This is a genomic window from Streptomyces rimosus subsp. rimosus (assembly GCF_000720725.1).
GTDB classification, from domain to species: domain Bacteria; phylum Actinomycetota; class Actinomycetes; order Streptomycetales; family Streptomycetaceae; genus Streptomyces; species Streptomyces rimosus_A.
Window position 1 is genome coordinate 1 of record NZ_JOCQ01000100.1, and the last position, 15,352, is coordinate 15,352.

Genomic DNA, 15,352 nt, shown 5'->3' on the forward strand with positions numbered 1-15,352 from the left:
CAGCCCACCCCGACCGCGCCCCCGTCCACGCCACCGCCTCCTCCCCGTACGGTGCCTCGGAGCCCCGCCCGGAGGACGAGGGCGTCGATCTGCGCCTGGTGGGGCCCGCGCTCGCGGCCTGGGGTGCGGCGGGGCTGGCCCTGGGGTGGTCCGGCGGTGCGGTTGCGGCGGTCTGCGTGGTGGCGGTGGTGCTGGCGGGGCTTGTGGTATTCAGCGCGGTGCGTCGGCCGGACCGGCGGAGGGCCGGGGCGTTGGTCGCCCTCGCCGCGATCCTGCTGAGTGCGGTCGCCGGAGCGGCATCCGCCGCACTGCACGCGGCCGACGTACGGCGCGGACCGCTGCCCGAGCTGGCGCGCCGGTACGCCCCGGTGACGGCCGAGGTGGAGGTGACCGGCGACCCGCGGCTGACCCGTCCACGGGTGCGTGGCGCCCAACAAGCCCCTCCGTCAGCCGTGTTCACCGCTGACGCGCTCCGCGTCACCGCGGCGAACGGCGCGGTCACCACCACCCGCACTCCCGTCCTGGTCGTCGTGCAGCGCACGAAGCGGCTCTCCGCCTGGCAGCACCTGCTGCCGTCGACCCGCGTCCGTATCGCGGCCCGCACAAGTACGCCCCTTCAGTCGTCCGACGGCATTGCCGCCGTCCTGCGGGTGACCGCGGGCCCTGGCCCCCAAGTGGTACGCGACCCCGACGCCTTGCAGCGCTTCGCCGGTGACCTGCGGGCCGGCCTGCGCGCAGCCACCGACGGTCTGGACCCCGACGCCCGCGCGCTCCTGCCGGGCCTGGTGGTCGGCGACACCTCGCGCGTCCCGCCCGACCTCGACGACGCCTTCCGCACCACCGACCTGACCCACCTGCTCGCCGTCTCCGGCAGCAACCTGACCATCCTGCTCGTCCTGCTCATCGGCCCGCCCCACCTCTCCGTACGGGCCGAACGCCGCGGCCTGGCGCCGCTCCTGGGCCTCTCGCTGCGCACCACCGCCCTCGTCGGAGGCTCGGTCGCGCTCGCCTTCGTCATCGTCTGCCGCCCCGACCCCAGCGTGCTGCGGGCCGCCGCCTGCGGCCTGATCACGCTGCTCGCGATCGGTACGGGACGCCGCCGGTCCCTCGTCCCCGCGCTCGCCGCCGCGGTCCTGGTGCTCGTGCTCTACGACCCCTGGCTTGCGCACAGTTACGGCTTCCTGCTCTCCGTCCTGGCCACCGGCGCGCTGCTGCTTCTCGCCCCTCGCTGGAGCGCCGCCCTGCAACGCCGCCGGGTGCCGCCGCGCCTCGCCGAGCTGCTCGCCGCGGCAGCCGCGGCGCAGGCGGTCTGCGCGCCCGTCATCGTGGTGCTCGCCGCCCGCGTCGGCCTCGTCGCCGTGCCCTGCAACCTGCTGGCCGAGCCGGCCGTGGCCCTGGCCACCGTGCTGGGTTTTGCGGCGCTCGCCACCGCCCCGCTGGTCCCGCCCCTGGCCCATGCGCTGGCCTGGTGCGCCGGCTGGCCGACCGAGTGGGTCGCCGGTGTCGCCCGTACGGGAGCGGCGCTGCCCGGCGCGGAGTTGGGCTGGCCGGGCGGCTGGACCGGTGCGCTGCTGCTCGCGGCCGTCACGGCGGTAGGCGTTCTGGTGGGCCGTCGGCTGCTGCGTCGGCCCTGGTTGTGCGTCCTCGGCGTACTGGCCCTGCTCGTGGCGGTCCTGCGGCCGGTCCCGCTCACCCGCGTCCTCACCGGCTGGCCGCCGCCGGGATGGCGAGCGGTCGCCTGTGACGTGGGGCAGGGTGACGGCCTGGTGCTCGCCGCGGGGGAGGGGACCGCCCTGGTCGTGGACACCGGCCCGGAGCCGGCCGCCATCGACCGCTGCCTGACCGAACTGGGCGTGCGCCGTATCCCGCTCCTCGTCCTGACGCATTTCCACGCCGACCACGTCAGCGGGCTGCCCGGCGCCCTGCGCGGGCGCTCGGTAGGCGCCGTCGAGACGACGACCCTGCCCGAACCGTCCGGCCAGGTCGCCTTCGTGCGCCGTACGGCGGCTGCCGCCGGAGTGCCGGTGATCGCTGCCGCGCCCGGGGAGCAGCGCAGCGCCGGACCGCTCAGCTGGCAGGTCCTGTGGCCGCCCGTCACCGACCCCGGCGATCCTGCCTTCTCCCGCGCCGCCACCCGTGCGGTAGAAGGCCCGAACGACGCCAGTGTCACGTTGCTGCTGCGCACCGCGGGCCTGACGTTCCTCCTGCTGGGCGACCTCGAACCAGCGGCTCAGCAGGCCCTGTTGGCCGTACATCCCGAGCTGGCCACCGTGGATGTGCTCAAGGTCGCCCACCACGGCTCCGCGTACCAGGATCCGATGCTGATACGCCGCCTGGCGCCGCGCGTCGCCCTGATCAGCTGTGGAGCCGGGAACCCGAAGACTCGTGACTTCCAGTTCTAGCACGTCCGCCCTAGTCAGCGCAGCGACGCACTGGCAGGAAGAGGGCATGAGAACCGGTGCGGAGGGAGGCACAGAAGCACGCTGCCGCGTAGCCTGATCAGGTCAAAGACAGCACCCCGGCGGGAAGGTGACAGCTTCCGCGCCGGGGCTTACCGACTGGATTGGAGTCGGCATGGCAGACCCTATCGGCGCAGCCCACGAGTCCTTGCGCCGCCTACCGTGGACCAGCCCCGAAGGCGCAGCAGAGTACGCAGCGCCCGGGGAAGTGGATCAGATCGCAGATCACACGGAAGCCCACATCATCAATGCCGCGCGCAATGATGTTGCTTATGCGCTGGCCATGGCACAGCGCCCTGAGACCTCGCGCGCCGAACTCTGTGCACTGATTGAGAAGTTGGCCGGGGCAGTGAGGGAAGTTGCCAGCGTGGCAGAACTACGCGGGGAACGGCTCAACGCTCCGGCGGCAAAGGCGTTGGAATCAGCCTTGCGCGCGGCTCTGAGCCAACGCTGACTTCTACGCAACCGCAGTAAAAGCCCCGCCCGTGCGGCCGTGGGGGACACGCACAGGCGGGGCTTCAGTGGGCCGTCAGTTCGCGCAGGGTACTGGACGGTCGGGGGAGTCCAACCAGGCCGTCAGACGGCCGTCACGGGCTACGGTGAGCCCGAAGCGATCGAACCCAGGTCGGCCCTGTTGAACCCACCAGCGGTGAGCCGCCTCTACTTCGTCCCATAGGCCACGCGGTCCGGACTGGTACACCGTGAAGCGCTCCGCCTCCGGCTCGTAGTCCGCTGTCGCCCACGACGTGACAGCCGTGTCTCGCAACCACAGCGCATAGGCGTCCCCCTCGCCTTCTTCCGCCCACGGAAATACCCCCCGCGTCTGTAGTCCGATGGCGAACATGGGCAGCCACCCGGCAATGTCCTCGGGGGACAACTCTGTCATGGAGCGGGCGCCATCAGCGGGCCACGGTTTTCCGCCCATGTATTCCCGGACGTGTTTCGGCTTCCGGCGCTGTTGCCTCAGCCGCATGAAAGCGGCCGTGCGTGTGAAGCGGCCTGATGCCGTGCCGTCCTTGTTCACCACCAGTCGGACGATGGCCCCACCCCCGTACTCGGGCCACCAGGGCGTGACGATGATCCCGCCCGGCTTCACCTGATCAATCCAGGCCCGGGGGATCTCCCCCGTTGAAGCCGTCGCGATCAGCCGGTCGTACGGGGCGTGATCGGCATATCCGTCCGCGCCATCCCCCAGGACCAGTGTCGGCACAAGGCCCGTGTTCTCGATCGCTTTCCGTGCCGCTTCGTGTACGGCCGTGTCCACTTCCACGCTGGTCACGTTTTCAGCGCCGAGCCGGGCAGCGAGTAGGGCAGCGTTCCAGCCCGTGCCTGTCCCAACCTCAAGCACCTTGTGTCCGTCTTGGGCAGCAAGGTCATTGAGCATGGAAAAAACCATGGTCGGCATGGAGTTGGAGGAGGTAGGGATCTTGCCGACCGTGCGCCCGTCGTGCTGGCCGTCGTCCCATTGGGTCGTGATCGGGATGTCAGACGCCACGGCATCCCACCATGCGGCGGGGTTCTCAGACTTCAGTACTCCTTGGGCGTGCTCCGCCCCGTGTGCCGTGCCGGGCCAAATCAGGTCCGGGATGAACAGATTCCTTGGGGATCGCTTGAAAGCGGGCAACCAATCCGAGGTGAGCGTTCCCTGTTCAGTGAGCGCGGAGGCCAACCGCTCAAGACTGGCCTCCGCCGTGCCCTTGCCTTGTGTCACTTCTTGGGCGCGTTGTCGCTGTGGCCGGAGTCTTGGCCCTCGTCGGAGCCCTTACCGCCGTGCCCGGCGCCCGACTGGCCGTCGTTCTCCTGGCCACCCATCGCCACAATCCAGGGCTTGCGCATAGCTTCTCCTTCAATCGCTGTCGGATGTGCCTTGCGACCCGCCCGGCCGCTGATCCTGGGGGAGCGACCGGACGGGCGTATGAACGGGAGCACCAGCCCACAACCGTGCCGTTGCGAACTGGCGCTCCCTTCCCGCCCGGCAACGCATGAGGAGTACGACCGGACGGGAGCTGGGGCGGGGACGCCGGTTGTCGTATGCCCACAGGGAGGCACCGGCGCCCCCTTCCCCACGAGCGGGTGGACTGGGCCCGCAGGTGAGGAGTGGAGCCCCGTTCCCCTGACCGATGTGGACCACGTGAGGTGAGAGGGACCGTGGCGAAGTCAGGTCAGGGGAACGGGAACCTAGAAAGGAAGGGCGTAGGACAGGTAGAGCGCCACAAACCCCAAGATGAGCGAAAGGGCGCCTACCACGCCTATCGTTGCCTGAAGGGTTACGCGTCTTCTCACTTCGCAGCCTGCGGCTTGTGCTTAGGAATCACGCGGAAATCCAAGCTGTCGCGCTTCGCGAACTCCTCGTGCCCAGTCTCCTTCTGGTGACTCCGGGCCCAGTCGTACGCCGGTCCGTCCATGCCGACGCGCCGATCCGATTCCGCGCCACAGTTCCGGCACACGGTGTCAACCAACTTGGCGCCGTTGATACGGACTTCCTGACGTTCCGCCTCCGAGAGGGCAGCAGGCGTTCCGCCACTGGAGCGCATACGCAGGTCTCGGGAGAACAGGCGGGGCTTTGCATCGGGTTGGGTCACTTGTGGTCACCGTTCCTGTGTTCGCGTCGATGAACGACCAGGCCGCGCAAATAATCGACAGGCAACAACAGCCGGTAGGCGTCGGCCACGTCGTTCTCGCACTCGAACGCAGAGAGGTGCGGACGCACTAGCGACCCGTCAAAGGGGTACCACTCATCCGGCGCGGCGTTCCCCAGGCGCATACCTGCGGCTCGCTGCCCACGGGCGCCGCTCACTGTCTCGTGAGCCTCTGAGCACTCAACAGACGGCCAGACACCCGAAGCAGCGTCAGCAAGATCACGCCGACGCTGCCGCTCACACCTAGTTCTGTGTGGCACGTCGGCCCCTCTCCCGTGCGTTCTTCCTGATGGGAAGACCGTACGAGTGTGGAGCCGTCCAATCCACAGGCGTAGCGCGGTAGTTGGGGCTAGTCGCGCCTCTAACTACCGCGCTACGCGGTAGTTAGCCCAGGACGCCCAGGCGGGTAGCCATGGCTCGTATGTCAGCGGTGAGCCTGCGCTTGCGCTTGCGCACAATGTCGCTCATGACATCTTGAGCCATGCGCTGGTGTTTGATCCATTCGGGATTGGCGTACTCAATGGCCGTCAGCCGGTCTAGCGCCTTTTCGTGTTCCCCGATTTTCGTGTACGCAGTTGCGACGGTGAGCCGGTGCCGATTCCATTCCTTGTCGGTCTCGGCGATCCGCGCGACCTTCATGGCGTGATCTGAAAAGCGCGCCTTGTTCGTGGATTCGTCAATGACGCGGTAAGGGTCTCCGCCTTCGTTGATCAGCTCATCTTCGAGACTCTTCATACCGGCAACGGCGCTGTCGAACCGGCCGAAGCGATGTTGTTTGCTCCCTGGCCTACTGCCCAGGGCAGCAGCGGCAGATTCGGCGATTCTCCGCGCTTCCCCGCCGTCGTCCGGACGGTTGTTACGGACTGCTGCGGCTGCCGCTTGCAGTGCGAGCCACCCCCAGACAGCCAGCCTTTCCGGAGTAGCCTTTGAGATGCGCGGCTCTAGCAGGTCTGCCGTTTCGATGGCCGCGCGTTCCGCATCATCGAAACGACCTTGCCTGAGTAGGAGCCAAGACATGATGACGACGGCATACCCAGCCGTGTTCATATCCTGGACCGCTCGCGCGTCCTGTATCGCACCCGACAGGGCATGGTAGGCAAGGTCATATTGCCGAACTTGCGTGAGGTACCGCCCACCCAATAGGTAGGCTTCCGCGCGGGCGGTCAGCGCTTGGGCACGTTCATCCCCGCTGTCGTAATAGGCAACAGCGGAATTCGTGTCTCGGATGATCTGCGGCATCTTGCCAGCGACCGAGCCGAAGTTATCGGAGTCGTACGCAGTTGCCCCAGACCTGACCACGCTCAAGAGCGCTGCGATGTTCGGCACTTCGTCGGTGCGCTCGCTGGTGCCGTCTGAAAGGCCCATAGGCGGAGTAAGCGCACTCCGCAATTCTGCGAGCCCGACGCGGGTTGGGTCTTCTGCCCGAACTGGTTCCGGCGTACCCGAAGCCATGAGCTGAGAAGTTTTCACATGCAGTGCGCGAGCGAGGATATGAAGAGTCTCGATCCTGACGCTTCCACCCTGCTCCAGCTTGGCCACTGTGGAAGGTGCAAGACCAGCCGCGTAGGCCAACTGTTCTTGCGTCAGTCCGGCCAAGAGACGGTGTTTCCGTACGTTTTCCCCTAGAGCGCTCATGATCCCCGCCTAGTGCGTGTGGTGTGGTGCTCCGTCCGTCCAGCGTACGCCTGGTCATCGCGCCCCCGGCAGCGCCAACGGTCCCCGCCCCTTCTACCAGCGTCCCGCCAGTGATCACAGAGAGTGCCCAGATTTCGGCCGGCTGCCTTCTGGAGGAAACGGACATTCATGCGCAACGAGCCCGTCTTGCCGACAGAGACCTGACTAAGCGTGACGACAGGCGGAGGTCCCCGGTAGTCGGCCCGGCAGTCGCCCGAAGCCTCGAACCTCCGCTGGATGCGACGGTCTTTGCCGCTGCACTGTGTGATCAAAATGCATTAAGCCCCGTACCGGGAATGGGTACGGGGCTTAATGCTGTAGATATGGAGTCCGCGCAAACGCTCATAGCTGCGGCGCTAGTCTTTTCCCTCCCTGCCGCGCTTCTGTCAGGCCCGGAGGGGGTCACCCCCCAGGGGGCTCAGAACGGCGGCTCTTCGGCCTCAGCGTCGTGCTTCTCTGTCCAGTGCTGCCATTCACGCTGAGCCTGTGACTGCCTTTGCCTCTCAGCGACAACACCACCAGCCTGATTACGGCCAGTCTCACGGTTGTGGCAGCGAACACAAAGGGCTCTCAGGTACTCATGTGCATTCGGGTCAGCAACACCACGCTTAACCAGTTCCTTGCGGCTCAGCGGGTAATGGTCGGCAACCTTGGAAGGCTGGCCACACAACACACACCAAGCATTCATGTACAGGAATGACTCACGCTTGCGTGGCCAATCCTTGCCGTATGCGCTAGTCCCCTTCTCAGCGCGTCGGGCAGTCAGCATGTGCACATGATCAGGGCAAGCCCGCTCCTTACCGCCTATGGAGTTAGGGCAGTTGGGTACGACAGGGCAGGGACGCCGGGGGCGGTATGGCACGGGAGGGGTCCATTCAGGAAGGCAGGGACCACCTACGGATTTCCGGAGGTGGGGTCATCAGTAATGGCGCTGAATAGCTCCGCATCGCTGAGCCCGTGGATTGCCGCCGCAGCGTCTAGGTTCTGCTGTACGTCGTCCAGTGGGTCTAGCTCATCTTCCGCAGAACACAGCATGTTCCGAATGGCGTGCACTAGGCGCGTTGCCTTCTCTGGATCAGCGTTGCCGTCAGCGAGCATGAGCCGCAATTCATCGGCGTAGCCGTGTGCATATCTCAGCGATTGGGTCAGCGACTCAGCGTGTGAGGGCGCGCAGTCATCAGCGAGCATGGGCGTTCTCCTTCACGCCAGCACACACGCCAGCGAAGAGGCGGTCAGGGAAAAGGACAGGCCAGAAAACGTGGGGGTTTTCGTCGGTTCGGGGTGCCTGGTTGCAGTCGGGACCAGTGCGAACGGGCAGCCAAAGGGCCGTGCCGCTGGTGGGTGGGTTCCAGCAACACGGCCCCTGGTGTGCTCAGGCGCTCCGCTTCCATGCCCGGTAGCAGACGAGACACATTGACTTCCGATATCCCGGGGAATCCGGCCGGGAAACGCCCCGGGCAATGAGCTGAGAACGCGTCAGCGGATAGAAACAGTTCACATCCGCTGGCACGCCTAGCCCGTCTTCAGTGCACAGCTCACAGAACGGGCTATCAGCCATAGTGGTCAGCCCACATCTGCCGCAGCACGTCTAGCGGAACGGTTGGGGGAATCAGCGGGTTGCCCTCAGCGTCATAGTGCGTCAGGTCAACCAGCGCGTTCCGCATTCGGACAGTGCCCCGGGTTACCGGCGCTGCACCAGGCTGAGGGAAGACCACATCAGCGGCAGCGTGCGAGTCGGCAAAGCACGGGGCTCCATTCGCGTCCCGGGGCCAAACCAGGTAAGCAGGCTGGCCGTTGTAGTCCGGCCCCGGGTCCAGTAGGTCATGTGCCATTACTCGACAACCCACTCAGCCTGTAGCTTCTCGGCAAGGTCAGCGCCGTGCCGCATGGCAGCCTTGTAAATCGCCTCTTCTAGCCGGTCGGCAATGCGCATGTCTCGCTCAGGAAGTGCCCGTGCGAACGTGTCGTCAGGGTGCTGCCCGTGCAGCCGGTAGTAAGCGCTCTGCGCATGGGACCGAATGGCATTCCGCTTCGCGCGCTCCACCCAGAAGTGGGCTACAGCGGCAATCGGGTCAGTGCCCTCATAGATGGCATCAGCGGCAGACTTCGAGCCGACTTCCTGTAGCTCAGCGTCAAGCACCTCCCACTGAGAAAGAAACTCAGCGTCCTTCTCTCGCTGTGCCTCAACGCGCTCAGCGGCCTTCTCGGCCTGCCGGGTAGCCTCAGCGGCCTCAGCCTCAGCCAACTTCGCGGCAGCCGCCTCAGCGGCCTTACGCGCCTTCTCAATGTCAATGGCGGTCATGGTGTCTGGTGCCCTTTCAGTTGCTGGTGCCGTAGCCGCGCGCAATGCGCTGCTCAGGGGTTAGGTCAGCGTCACCCGCGCTGGTCTGTCGCTGCGGAGCGTCGCCTAGCTGAGCGGCAGCCTTACGGGCAACGGTCGCGTAGCCCATGGCCATTCGCGTAGAAGGGTCGACCTCAACTCCGCGCGCCTCAGCGGCCTTTAGGTGCGAGACCATGGCGTCACCCTCGGCGCTGGCCGAAGATGCGATGGACTCAAGGTGCTTGCGCTTGCGCTCAGGGTCGTTGGTGTCAATCGCACCCGGGTCAATGGTGCGCATGTACCAGGGGGTTTCAGTCATTGGGGAGTTTCCTTTCAGAGCGGTTGACCACTTCCGAAATTTCGGAGGTGGTTAGTTCCAGTACCAAACCCGGGGATGTAGCGCCGGGTCCTTCGGGCGAATCCCCTTGTAGCGACTTCCATAACGCCGGTTCGTGCGGCTGTATCCGGTCGCACGTAGCAAGCGGTCGAAGCTGCCCATAGGGATAAAGCTGTTGTTCGTAATGCTCGCGCATGCGTAGAAGAGCAAGGGCACGCTTGATTCGCAGTCCGGGCACTCTTCCAGAGCTTCACCAACAGCGGCCACGAAATCCGAGATATACGCCCGGTCAGCGACAGTTAGATTCGTCATGACCAACCCCCAGAGCCAGAATACGGAGCACGGAAAGGGCGGCGAAAAGCTCAGTGCGCGCCTGTCCATCCTTCGGCACGATTGCGTGGTCTTCGAGAATGTCTACGGCCTGTGAGGCCCCGATTGCACCCATTGGGATTACTCCGAATTTCCTAGGTAAAAGGGGTCAGTCGGCTCGGATTTCATGGGATTTCCGAGCACGGCTCAGGAAAAGGGAGGGCAGGGGGCTGCCCCATGTCTATTTCAGTCCCCTGCCCTGGTCTTAGATAAGGGCTGTTGCCCGGGGGGTGTGGTGCTCACCGGAAGTCTCAGCGAGAGCGGCAGACTGTTCGGGGGTGATGTTGCCGAGTGCCGTTTCCCGCACGCGCCAACTGTGGAAGGTGGAAGCCGCCACGGCCTGCCTGTGCTCTTCGTCGTAACGCTGCTGCCCGGCTTCTGTGAGCGTGTCAGCTACAGCGGGAAGTACCGCCTTGCCGTGCTGCCGGAAAGCCCGGTCATACGCCCGGTGATCCCGCTTGCAGAGTGGCAGGTAGTAGGCCGTGCTCTCAGACCACAGATAGCCGTCCCGGTAGACCTCGGCTGGGTCCTGGTGGTTGTAGGCCCACTCAGCGGCGAAGGTCCCGCAGAACGCGCAAGCCTTATGGCTGGCAGGGCCCTTAGCTGTAACGACTCGCTTGTGTGCTGCCTTGTATTCATACTCTGCCGTAGGCATGGTGGAAGTCCTTTGGTGTGGTGGCCCGCGAATCAGTGCGCGGAAACGAGAAAAGCCCCCAGACACGGGGAGTGATCCAAGGGGCCACCACGCGCCTTAGATCTCTCAACCCGCGCCCAGGGGCTGGTTCAGTGGCTATGGATATTCCCCCATAGCTGGAATGTCACTTCATGGGCCCGGTGTGGTGGCCGCCCACGCTGAGGGGCTCACTCCCCCTCTCAATATAGGTCTAGGGAGTCGAATGCCCGCCGGAAAGCGGCTAGCAGTACGCTGACCTGCGCAGATGGCAGAATGCTGAAATTTAGGTGTGGCGCGCGTCACGCAAGTTGCGGAATCCTAGCCATTCCCGGTGTGTAGAAGTGTAGGAAGTGAGGTCGATCCGGCTATTGCTCTCTATGCGTGGGACTTAGATTGGAAGTGGGGTGCACTTCTACACTTCTACATTCGTGCAGGTCAGAAGGCACTTCTGACGGGGGGCAGGAAACCTATCTACACGGTGGTGATTCCCGCTCCCATTTCCGCTGTCCACCACGGTCTCACCCTGGAAGCCCTGAGCGGCCCCCTGAGGGCGCGAGGGGAGCCTGTTGGTCTCACGGGGTCATGAGGGGCTAGAAGGCGCTCAGGGGGCTGCTCAGGGCCTTGCGTGCGGTATCCCGTCGGTGGACACACAAAAGCCCCCGCCGGTCACTGGGGCTAACGGGGGCTCGGAGAGCACAAAGGGGCCCCGCCCGGCATCTCTGCCAGGCGGGGCCTGCCTCGGTGTCGTGTGTTTTAGACGGCTTCCAGCTCAGCCGCCATGGCCGTTAGGTCACTTGCTGCCTCAGCGAAGTAGGGGTGTCGCACATCGAATTCAACGCGCCGTGGGTCCAAGTTGCGCCAGCCTCCTCGGATCGCTCGCTTCACGCTGAGGTGCGCTCCGGTGTCGTGCAAAAGCTTTCGCTTGCCTCCGGTGTCTGCTTCGGCCCACAAGTCGGCATAGGTTTTTCCAGTTCGGATTTCTTCGATCCGAGGTTCTATGGGCTCACGCGCTTCGAGTTCGGCCAATCGAGCGTCAAGCGCATCCGCCCGCTTCTGCCAAGCTGCCTTAGCTGCGTTGGATTTTTGCCGCCCTTGCTGAGCTTGGTGTTCCTCATACTCGGCGAGCGTGGCGTCAAGTTCCGGCTTCGGGTCGTAACCGGGAATTGTGCGGGTGATTTTGACTTCCAGCGCTCCGAGCATCCGCAAGAACTCGCGCTCCACATAGGCATCAGCCCACTCGCGCTTGATGTGGGTTGAGGCGTCGCACTTACGTCCTCGGATGTTCGCGCCGCATTTGTACGTCTCGGTTTTGCCGGAAGGTCGGTTCAGGTACATTCGCTCTCCGCAGGCGTCACAGTGAATCACGCGGAGCAGTAGCGCCACGGTGTCCACACGGTCCGGCTTCTTGTTGTCCACAGAACGCTCAGCAAGCACCGCGCCGATAAGGTCGAATTCTTCGCGAGTGAGAATCGGCTCAGCGGTAGCCATGATCGGCGCGCCATTAGCGTCTCGCACGGGCTTGTTGTCGGTGATCTTCCAGCCCAACAGTCGTTCAGACGTCAGAAGTTCTTTTATTGCTCCGTGCCGCCATGTGAAGCGCTCACGGACTACGGTTTCGCCAGCGCTGCCACCGGTCTTCCCGCCAGTCTTCCGTCCCTTCTTGAGGCTCCAGTGATCCCGCGATGAAGGAATGCCGTCTTCGTTCAGCCCCCGGGCTATCGCTGCCAGGCTCTTACCGGGAACACCTTCGCTGGGCTCACCCAAAAGTTCCCGAATGATGCGTTCAAGAACAGCCACAGCTTCGGGGTCCTGAACCAGAGTCCAGCCGCCACCTTCAAGAGGCGCAGGTTCATAGCCGTAGGGCGGACGGGAGCCACGCCAACGAAAAGGCATGACGCGCATTGCCGCCTGGGCGCCGATCACGCGTTCACGGATTGCCTGAGCTTCGAACTGTGCGGCGAACGCGAAGATCGTGACCATGAGCTGAGCCATGGGATCTAGCGGATTGCGGAAGTCCAGCACCAACCGCCCGCCGGGGCCTTCCGCAATCACGATCATCTTTCGATGCTCGCGTGCCCAGAGCGATAGCGTGTATATGTCGTCCATGGACCGGACCGCGCGATCGAATCTCCAGAAAATCAGCGCGTCAAAGTCATCCGGACGACGGAGCCAGGCACCCAATTCCGGGCGCTCAAAAGGCGGGGTTTTGCTGGCGCTGACTCCCAGGTCAACGGCTTCGCGGTCGGCAAGGTCAATCCCCAGTGCTGCCGCAGCGTCTTGATTGGCTTCGCGCTGGCGTGCGGGACTAGTGGTCTCGTCGGTCAGTACGGACAGGCGGAGGCACGACACGCCCCTGAGCTGAGTGGTCACACAGGTACGTGAGGAAGTCGATTGCCTACTGTCTCTGACCTGCGGAGATGCTGCCATGGTGGGTGACTCCCAGAGCTGCTAGTCGGGGAGTCTTCGGCAACCCGTACGGCCACCCGGCGCCGCGTACCGTCCAGGCGCTGCGTTCCCAGGGCGCCCGGGTGCTGCGTACGGACACCGACGGTGCCGTCGCGGTGCTGGGCGGCCGGGACCGGCTCACCACCACCGTCAGGAGCGGCAGACGGAGCCGGGGGCGGCCGGCCGGTCGGCGCAGGGCACGTGCCGGTACTTCCGCAGGATGTTCTTCGCCGTGTCGGAGTCCATGAACGCACGGAACTTGGCGGCGAGCGAGCCGTCCTCGGGCTGCCCGTAGGTGTAGAGGTACTCCACCGTCCAGAAGGGATAGTTGCGTTGTCCACCCCACTCGATGTCGGGCTCGCGCCCGTTCAGCCGGATGCCGGTCACCCGCGGGTGCTTGGCCGCCGCGTACACCTCCGCGTATCCGATCGCACCCGGTACGCGGCCCACCGCGTCCAGCAGGCCGCCGGTGCTGTTCACCTCGCAGCGCGTGACGCGTGCCGACGCGTCCCGGTCCTTGCCGCTGCAGTCATACGACGACACCGAGCCCGGCTCCGACCCGCCCAGCACGGACGTCTCGAACGCCCGGCGGGTGCCCGAGGCGGCGTCCCGCCCGACGATGCTGACCGGCAGGTCGTTGCCGCCGAGCTGCTCCCAGTTGGTGTACCGGCCGGTGTAGATGCCGCGCAGCTGCTCGGTGGTGAGGTTGTGGACGCCGGTCCGCTCGTTCACCACCAGGCCGAGCAGGATGACACCGACGTGCCGGCCCTCCAGCTTCCGGTAGATGGACGGTGCGGCCACGTCCGACACGGCCAGGAAGGCCGGTCCGCCGTCCGGAGCGGACCTGCCCGCCTTGTCCAGCTTCCCCAGCCCGGACAGACTGCCGCTCTCCGCCACGTCGATCTTCGCACCCCGGCAGCGCGCCTCGTACTGATCGGCGATCTCCCGCATCGGCGGTGCGAAGGCCGTGGAGCCGTCGACGGTCAACCGCCCGGCCGCGCACTCCGCGTTCACCACCACCGTCTGCCCGCTGAGCAGCAGTCCGCCGAGCAGACCGACCAGGATGATGCACACGCCGCCCAGGGCGAGACTCAGCTTGCGCGGGCCCCAGCGCTGCGTGTTGCGGCGGATCCGCCCGCCGCTGATGAACCCGCCGACGACGACCTCGCCCGGACAGCGCCCGTTACCGCTCCCGTCGCCGCTCCCGCTCCCCTCGTCCGCCGACAGCAGCACCAGCAGTTTGAAGTGGTTGCGTTTGTTCAGCGGCACCTTGGGGACGACGAGACGGCCGCCGCTGTGCCGCAGGCCACCGCCGTTACGGGTCAGCATGCCCACCAGGTCCGGCGGATTGGCGTCCGGCACCTCCACCCCGATGACCGTGCGTCCGGTGAACTCGACCGTCAGCGGCTCCTGGTAGTCCTGCCGCACGATGTCCTTGCCGCCGTCGTTCTCGAACCGCAGCAGCGTCAGCGTGGCGTCGGTGATCTCCTGGTCGCGCCGGAGCAGCCGCAGTTGTACGAGGCTGTGCGCGTCCCGCGGGTTCATACCGATCGCGGTGTCCATCTGGACGCGGTAGCCGATGCGCTTGCGGCCCGGCAGGAACCGTTCCACGGCCCAGAGCACGGCGGTGGCGACGAGCCCGGCCGCGGCGAGGAGCGTCTCGGTGTCCGGCAGGGTCACGACTACCTCGCACAGCTGATCGGATGGCGGAATGCCTGCAATGTAGGGAGGCCACGGGGTGCCCGGAACGGCTTCGGCAAGCCGTCACCAGAGGTTCATCCGCCGTCCGCGTGGCCGGATGCGGAGGCCTTCCCGACGTATCCGGCCGCCCCTGGAATCAGGACCTGTAAGCTCCAGAAATATGAGGATGACCGAGGGCGTCGAGTGGGCCCTGCACTGCTGTGTGACCCTGGCCTGGCTTGGCGACGAGCGGCCCGTGTCGACGGCCCGGCTGGCCGCCTCCTTCGAGCTGCCCCCGGCCTACCTGAACAAGCGCCTCCAGGCGCTCGTACGGGCCGGCATCCTGTCCTCGACCCCCGGCGCCCGCGGCGGCTTCCGGCTGGCCCGGCCGCCCGAGCGGATCACCCTGATGGATGTCGTCGCCGCCATCGAGGGCACCGACGACGTCTTCCGCTGTACGGAGATCCGACGCCGGGGCTCCGGCGCCGAGGCGCCCGACCGGGACTTCCGCCGCCCCTGCGGCATCTCCACCGCGATGCGCAGGGCCGAGCTGGCCTGGCGCCGCGAGCTCGCCGAACAGACCCTCGCCGACATCCTGGCCGGCACCCCGGAACCGGCGGCGGAGCGTACCCGCCGCTGGTTCGCCACCGAGAGGACGGGCACCTGATGGACGACCGGCAGCCGCACTCCCAGCCGGCACGCCAGACACCGCACGCAGCTCAGGCACCGCATGCACCCCAGGCGCCGCACGGGTCC

13 protein-coding genes and 2 pseudogenes are annotated in these 15,352 nt (G+C 65.9%); 4 read left to right on the top strand and 11 right to left on the bottom strand.

From position 1 onward, the window contains the following. A partial coding sequence (locus IH45_RS0134380) for a ComEC/Rec2 family competence protein (protein WP_234440783.1) occupies window positions 1–2,402 on the top strand: 2,402 nt, incomplete at its 5' end. Window positions 2,403–2,574: 172 nt separating this feature from the next. Beyond that, complete coding sequence (locus IH45_RS1000000149035) at window positions 2,575–2,913, top strand: hypothetical protein (protein WP_158813356.1); 339 nt, start codon at window positions 2,575–2,577, stop codon at window positions 2,911–2,913. A gap of 75 nt (window positions 2,914–2,988) precedes the next feature. On the opposite strand, the gene IH45_RS0134385 is transcribed toward IH45_RS1000000149035, so the two are convergent. The 10 genes and pseudogenes from IH45_RS0134385 to IH45_RS1000000147210 all read right to left on the bottom strand — a co-directional run bounded on the left by IH45_RS0134385 (window position 2,989) and on the right by IH45_RS1000000147210 (window position 12,841). Beyond that, window positions 2,989–3,954: a methyltransferase domain-containing protein gene (locus IH45_RS0134385; RefSeq protein ID WP_234440784.1), complete on the bottom strand. Its 966-nt coding sequence runs from the start codon at window positions 3,952–3,954 to the stop codon at window positions 2,989–2,991. A gap of 212 nt (window positions 3,955–4,166) precedes the next feature. Further along, entirely contained in the window at window positions 4,167–4,295 is a 129-nt protein-coding gene (locus tag IH45_RS1000000150710) for a hypothetical protein (RefSeq protein WP_260476494.1), read from the bottom strand. Between the two features lie 443 nt (window positions 4,296–4,738). Continuing rightward, a complete protein-coding gene (locus IH45_RS1000000149040) occupies window positions 4,739–5,041 on the bottom strand; it encodes a DUF7848 domain-containing protein (protein ID WP_158813358.1) in 303 nt (100 codons plus the stop codon). 441 nt (window positions 5,042–5,482) lie between these two features. Further along, window positions 5,483–6,463 (bottom strand): transcriptional regulator, encoded by a 981-nt coding sequence (locus IH45_RS0134405; RefSeq protein ID WP_234440787.1) that lies wholly within the window; start codon window positions 6,461–6,463, stop codon window positions 5,483–5,485. Window positions 6,464–6,559: 96 nt separating this feature from the next. Next, window positions 6,560–6,733: pseudogene (locus tag IH45_RS1000000150325) on the bottom strand (helix-turn-helix domain-containing protein); the annotation flags it as partial. A gap of 933 nt (window positions 6,734–7,666) precedes the next feature. After that, window positions 7,667–7,960 carry a hypothetical protein gene (locus IH45_RS0134410; protein WP_030677839.1) on the bottom strand — a complete coding sequence of 98 codons (294 nt, stop codon included), beginning with the start codon at window positions 7,958–7,960 and terminating at the stop codon, window positions 7,667–7,669. A 643-nt stretch (window positions 7,961–8,603) separates the two neighbouring features. Then, the gene (locus tag IH45_RS0134415; protein ID WP_030677842.1) at window positions 8,604–9,074 is read right to left on the bottom strand and encodes a hypothetical protein; all 471 of its coding nucleotides are present in this window, start codon (window positions 9,072–9,074) and stop codon (window positions 8,604–8,606) included. 16 nt (window positions 9,075–9,090) lie between these two features. After that, on the bottom strand, window positions 9,091–9,411 hold the full coding sequence (locus IH45_RS0134420; protein ID WP_030677844.1) for a hypothetical protein: 321 nt from the start codon (window positions 9,409–9,411) through the stop codon (window positions 9,091–9,093). 592 nt (window positions 9,412–10,003) lie between these two features. Then, window positions 10,004–10,453, bottom strand: a complete 450-nt coding sequence (locus tag IH45_RS0134425; RefSeq protein ID WP_030677848.1) for a hypothetical protein — start codon at window positions 10,451–10,453, stop codon at window positions 10,004–10,006. A 771-nt stretch (window positions 10,454–11,224) separates the two neighbouring features. After that, complete coding sequence (locus tag IH45_RS1000000147210) at window positions 11,225–12,841, bottom strand: recombinase family protein (protein WP_234440785.1); 1,617 nt, start codon at window positions 12,839–12,841, stop codon at window positions 11,225–11,227. 95 nt (window positions 12,842–12,936) lie between these two features. Between IH45_RS1000000147210 and IH45_RS1000000150330 the strand changes: the two are divergent. Then, window positions 12,937–13,164, top strand: a pseudogene (locus IH45_RS1000000150330) (hypothetical protein); the annotation flags it as partial. On the opposite strand, the gene IH45_RS0134430 reads toward IH45_RS1000000150330, so the two are convergent. Further along, window positions 13,067–14,596: a substrate-binding domain-containing protein gene (locus IH45_RS0134430; RefSeq protein WP_030677850.1), complete on the bottom strand. Its 1,530-nt coding sequence runs from the start codon at window positions 14,594–14,596 to the stop codon at window positions 13,067–13,069. The pseudogene IH45_RS1000000150330 and the gene IH45_RS0134430 sit on opposite strands and share 98 nt — an antisense overlap. A gap of 181 nt (window positions 14,597–14,777) precedes the next feature. Between IH45_RS0134430 and IH45_RS0134435 the strand changes: the two genes are divergently transcribed. Further along, on the top strand, window positions 14,778–15,263 hold the full coding sequence (locus IH45_RS0134435) for an RrF2 family transcriptional regulator (protein ID WP_030677852.1): 486 nt from the start codon (window positions 14,778–14,780) through the stop codon (window positions 15,261–15,263). Window positions 15,264–15,352 lie beyond the last annotated feature (89 nt).

Excerpts from the sequence above, each read along its gene's own strand:
- IH45_RS1000000149035 (WP_158813356.1), top strand. The coding sequence starts at position 2,575 with ATGGCAGACCCTATCGGCGCAGCCCACGAGTCCTTGCGCCGCCTACCG.
- IH45_RS1000000150710 (WP_260476494.1), bottom strand. The coding sequence starts at position 4,295 with ATGCGCAAGCCCTGGATTGTGGCGATGGGTGGCCAGGAGAACGACGGC.
- IH45_RS0134405 (WP_234440787.1), bottom strand. The coding sequence starts at position 6,463 with ATGGGCCTTTCAGACGGCACCAGCGAGCGCACCGACGAAGTGCCGAAC.
- IH45_RS0134410 (WP_030677839.1), bottom strand. The coding sequence starts at position 7,960 with ATGCTCGCTGATGACTGCGCGCCCTCACACGCTGAGTCGCTGACCCAA.
- IH45_RS0134415 (WP_030677842.1), bottom strand. The coding sequence starts at position 9,074 with ATGACCGCCATTGACATTGAGAAGGCGCGTAAGGCCGCTGAGGCGGCT.
- IH45_RS0134420 (WP_030677844.1), bottom strand. The coding sequence starts at position 9,411 with ATGACTGAAACCCCCTGGTACATGCGCACCATTGACCCGGGTGCGATT.
- IH45_RS0134425 (WP_030677848.1), bottom strand. The coding sequence starts at position 10,453 with ATGCCTACGGCAGAGTATGAATACAAGGCAGCACACAAGCGAGTCGTT.
- IH45_RS0134435 (WP_030677852.1), top strand. The coding sequence starts at position 14,778 with ATGAGGATGACCGAGGGCGTCGAGTGGGCCCTGCACTGCTGTGTGACC.